The organism is Ruminococcus sp. CAG:57 (assembly GCF_000435935.1).
Classification (GTDB): Bacteria; Bacillota; Clostridia; order Oscillospirales; family Ruminococcaceae; genus Hominimerdicola; species Hominimerdicola aceti.
On record NZ_FR890793.1, the window covers coordinates 4,074 to 8,110 of the forward strand.

Consider the following 4,037-nt stretch of genomic DNA (forward strand, 5'->3'; position numbering starts at 1 on the left):
TCGCACTCCTTTATCCTAAGACGTGCGGCATTTCGTATATAGCTTTTTCCCTCGCAGAAGCTTCCAAGTACTGTAAGAACAGGTACAAGGTCAGGTATATCCGAACAGTCGAGGTCAAAAGGCCGCAAACCGCCATTTTTATTATACACTATTTTCTCGCATATTTCAACAATTTTTTTATCTCCCTGAAAAGATTTTTCAGAAAGCCCTGCGATATCAATATCACTGCCCAAAGAATTTGCCACCTTGAAGAAAGCCGCCTGAGAATAATCCCCCTCAACTCTGCCGCTGAAAGGCATATAATGCTGACCGCCCTTTACAAAATATCCGTTCTCTGCTTCCTCAACCTGACAGCCATGCTCTCTCAAAGTGCCGAGAGTTATGTCAACATATGGCTTTGACTCCAAATGAGAAGTGAGTATTATCTCGCTGTCCTCCTCAAGAAGCGGCAGAGCAAACAGAAGCCCTGTGATAAACTGAGAAGATATTCCACCATCAACATAGAACTTGCCCCCTGTCAGCTTGCCGTTCACAGAAAAAGGCATGGTGTTGTTGTATTCAAAGCTTATGCCATGTTTCGGAAACTCTTCAAGATATGGTGTGATAGGTCTTTGCGGAAGCCTGCCCCTGCCGATGAACTGAGTATCCACCCCAAGCGCACAAGCAACAGGTATGAGAAATCTCAGCGTTGAGCCGCTCTCACAGCAATCCAAAACTGCGCTCTCAGGAATATCCTTTATGCCCTCTATCACAGCCTTGTCACCGTCAAAATCTATTTTCGCCCCAAGCGCCCTCATGCAATCCATAGTCGCAAGGATATCCACCGAGGGATAAAGATTTGTTATCTCAGAAATGCCGTTTGACAGCGCCGCCGCTATCACCATTCTGTGTGCAACGCTTTTTGAGGGCGGAACTGTCACCTGTCCGCTGAGTTTTTTCGGAAATACAGTTATGTTCATCGCTATCCTCCGTTACATCTCTGTGATTATTTCAGCTATCTGCTCCTCGGATATCTCTTTGCCGTACTGATTTTCACCGAAGCACATCATCTCGCCTATTTCTTTTTGGAAAACAAATCTCAGCTTTCCGTCACGGACCTTTTTATCTGTATAAAGCTTTTTCACAAGAGCCTTTCTGTTGATATAGTCAGGTATTTTTGTAGGCAGCTTTGCCCTTTCAAGAAGCTTTTCCACACGCTGTTCATTTTCATGGGATATGAAACCAAGCTTCTCGCCCAATCTTGCCTGTGCCACCATACCGATAGCTACAGCTTCGCCATGATATAGTCTATAATCAGACACAGTTTCGATAGCTCTGCCGACAGTGTGGCCGAGATTGAGCACCTCTCTCAGACCCAACTCTCTCTCGTCTTTCATTACCACTTTGTACTTGACTTCGCAGTTTTTCTTTGCGATATACTCGCAGGCTTCACCGTCACATTCAAGCACCTTTTCCACGTTTTTTTCAAGATACTCAAACAGCTCCTTATCACCAAGACAGCCGTGCTTTATAGTTTCCGCAAGACCGCTTGAAAGCTGTTTTTCAGGCAGAGTTTTCCATGTGTCTATATCGAGATAAACTTTCTTGGGCTGATTGAACAGACCGATAAGATTTGTAGCAAGGGGCGTATCAACGGCAGTTTTTCCGCCCACAGAAGCGTCAGCCGCCGCAAGGAGCGTTGTGGCATAATTCACAAAAGGCACTCCTCTGCCGAATGTCCCTGCAACAAAGCCTGCAAGGTCTGTGACAACTCCGCCGCCAACGGCTACCACACAGCAATCACGGCGAAAGCCTTTTTCAAGCATAGAGTCCTCAACAAACTCTTTCATCTGCCTGGTTTTGGACTTTTCTCCCTCAGGTATCACAAAAAGCTCAGCCTTTAAGCCTGCGGCGTTGAGCCTGTCATAAATATCTCTGCCATAGAGATCCACAACGATAGAATCCGTCACAACGGCAAATTTCTTTATCTTTCCCACAAGACCGCCTTTAAGGTCGCTGACCAGCGTATCCTGCAGTTTTCTGCCTATTTCTATATCATAAGAATCGTCCACGACCCTTTTAAGCTCGCAGTTGAATTTCATTAATATCAAAACCTTTCAGTACAATTTTTTACACAGCTATCATAAAAGCCTAATTGCCGTCTGAGCATTTCTCGGCGTCTATCGCAAGTGCAATGAGCAATCCTGCCAAAGCATTGCTATCGTCATAAACGTCTATGACATAGGTATCAGTAAGGTGCAAAAGCTCCTTTGACACATACATTATCTGTTCAGCACCGCTATAAACGGAATAGTCCCAGCCGAAAATATCACCATCCACTCTCCAGCCGCAGAAATCTATATGGAACTTTGGCTTGAAAAAGGTGAACTCTTTCTTTATACAGCCCATATACTCTCCGCCTATGTATATCTCAAAGGTAGGGAAAATTTTCAGCACCTTTTCTTTCAGCACGCCGACCTTGTTTCCCATGTTGTCGTATATCTCCAGCAAGTGACCCCATGCGAGTCTGCCTTTTACGCTGAAAACTGCGTTACCGTATTCGTCGCACACATCATAGCTGTCAAACCATGAAAAAAGCCTTTGTTTAAGCACAAGTTTCATCGTTCTTCCTCCTTTGTACTTTATCCATTTACAGTTCTAAAACATTATACCACATAACTGAATATTTGTAAAGAAAAAGAGGTGCGAAAACACCTCTTTTTCAATGTCTTGTTTATTCGTTTACATCAAGAGGCTTGCCCATGAACTCGGAAAGTGCCTTAACTTTCTTCATTGTTTCAGCGAACTGTGCAGGCGTAAGTGACTGCGCACCATCGCTCCATGCGTTCTTAGGGTCATTGTGTACCTCTATCTCAAGTGCGTCACAGCCTGCTGTTACAGCACAAAGTGCCATTGGCTCAACAAGTGAAGCGATACCTGTAGCGTGGCTAGGGTCGACAGTGATAGGAAGGTGTGTTTTCTGCTGAAGCAGAGGTACGGCTGAAAGATCGAGAGTATTTCTTGTGGCAGGCTCGAATGTACGGATACCTCTTTCGCAAAGGATAACGTTCTGATTGCCCTCAGACATTATGTACTCAGCGGACATGAGAAGCTCCTGAAGTGTTGATGAAAGTCCTCTCTTGAGAAGAACTGGCTTGTCGCTTCTGCCGAGAGCCTTTAGAAGTGTGAAATTCTGCATATTTCTTGCTCCTACCTGAACAACGTCAACGTCAGCAAAGCAGTCAAGATCAGAAAGATCCATGATCTCAGTAACGATAGGCAGACCTGTTATCTTTCTAGCCTGAATAAGAAGGTCGATGCCCTCCTTGCCAAGACCCTGGAATGAATATGGTGAAGTCCTTGGCTTAAATGCACCACCTCTGAGCATTGTTGCACCTGCTTCCTTTACAGCGATAGCAGTTGTGATTATCTGCTCCTCAGTTTCAACAGAGCAAGGGCCTGCGATGACCTGAAGCTTTCCACCGCCTATCTTTCTGCCTGCAACGTCGATAACAGTATTATCGGGGTGGAACTTTCTGTTAGCATTCTTGTAAGGCTCCTGAACACGCTGTACATTTTCAACACATTCCTTAGCCTGAACTGCTTCTATATCGATCTGAGTTGTGTCGCCAATAAGACCGATAACATTTGAATGAACGCCCTCTACCAGATTTGTCGATACATGGAACTGGTCGAGCCAGTTCAAAAGCTCTTCTACCTGTTTTTCCTGTGAATTGTTTTTCAATACGATGATCATGTTACTTTCCTCCGAAAATCAAATTTGTATAGGCAATAAAAACAGCCGTGACATTCTTTTACAAGAAAGCCACGGCTTATAATAAACGCAGATATAAAAACAGAAACTTCTCTATACGCCTATTCTGATCTCGTCGCTTTCTTCACACGCCAAAAAAACTCGAAGCCATAAAAGTAGCTCAAGCTCATAAAGAAGTATGTAAAGACTGCAGACATGATAACAGTAGACATATCCTGTTTTTTCCTTTCGATTTATTTGTTATTGCTAACCACGATTATTATACTCTCACAGGCAGGGCTTG

4 protein-coding genes are annotated in these 4,037 nt (G+C 44.2%); all 4 read right to left on the bottom strand.

What is annotated here, in order from left to right; genetic code table 11:
* The coding region (locus QVO88_RS11370; RefSeq protein WP_288178038.1) for a 3-phosphoshikimate 1-carboxyvinyltransferase at positions 1 to 959 on the bottom strand (959 nt) is incomplete at its 3' end.
* A gap of 12 nt (positions 960 to 971) precedes the next feature.
* On the bottom strand, positions 972 to 2,081 hold the full coding sequence (gene aroB, locus QVO88_RS11375) for a 3-dehydroquinate synthase (protein WP_022288570.1): 1,110 nt from the start codon (positions 2,079 to 2,081) through the stop codon (positions 972 to 974).
* Positions 2,082 to 2,130: 49 nt separating this feature from the next.
* Positions 2,131 to 2,601, bottom strand: coding sequence for an LURP-one-related/scramblase family protein (locus tag QVO88_RS11380; protein ID WP_022288571.1), 471 nt, complete (start codon positions 2,599 to 2,601; stop codon positions 2,131 to 2,133).
* 112 nt (positions 2,602 to 2,713) lie between these two features.
* Positions 2,714 to 3,736 (bottom strand): 3-deoxy-7-phosphoheptulonate synthase, encoded by a 1,023-nt coding sequence (aroF, locus tag QVO88_RS11385; RefSeq protein ID WP_022288572.1) that lies wholly within the window; start codon positions 3,734 to 3,736, stop codon positions 2,714 to 2,716.
* Between the last annotated feature and the right edge of the window lie 301 nt (positions 3,737 to 4,037).

Bases quoted from the DNA above. Each gene is read 5' to 3' on its own strand.
- aroB (WP_022288570.1), bottom strand. From the start codon at position 2,081: ATGAAATTCAACTGCGAGCTTAAAAGGGTCGTGGACGATTCTTATGAT.
- QVO88_RS11380 (WP_022288571.1), bottom strand. From the start codon at position 2,601: ATGAAACTTGTGCTTAAACAAAGGCTTTTTTCATGGTTTGACAGCTAT.
- aroF (WP_022288572.1), bottom strand. From the start codon at position 3,736: ATGATCATCGTATTGAAAAACAATTCACAGGAAAAACAGGTAGAAGAG.